The organism is Streptococcus mitis (assembly GCF_946188695.1).
In the GTDB taxonomy this organism is placed as follows: Bacteria; Bacillota; Bacilli; order Lactobacillales; family Streptococcaceae; genus Streptococcus; species Streptococcus mitis_DF.
On the sequence record NZ_CAMHWI010000057.1, the window covers coordinates 1 to 320 of the forward strand.

The following is a 320-nucleotide window of genomic DNA, read 5'->3' on the forward strand; positions in this document are numbered from 1 at the left end:
TTATCTTCGATCGCTTTCTTCTCAGCGTCTGTAAGTTTTTCTGGATTTGCTACTGCTGTCTTATCTGCTGGTTTAACAATGTCGTTTCCTGCATTTGGTTTAGTTGCAGCTTCTGGATCTTTCGTCAAGTCTGCTGCTGGAATTACGGCTGTCTTACCTTCTGGAGTTGTAACTGTCGCATTTCCTTTATCATCTACAACTACTGTTGCATCTGGGTTTACAGCTTTAACTTTATCTTCGATTGCTTTCTTCTCAGCGTCTGTAAGTTTTTCTGGATTTGCTACTACTGTCTTATCTGCTGGTTTAACGATGTCGTTTCC

General features: G+C 40.9%; 1 protein-coding gene. It reads right to left on the minus strand.

Going from position 1 to position 320, the window contains the following annotated elements:
• Nucleotides 1–320, minus strand: a 320-nt coding sequence (locus tag N8L33_RS09970; protein WP_261059752.1) for a MiiA motif-containing surface protein, incomplete at both ends; no start/stop codon positions are given.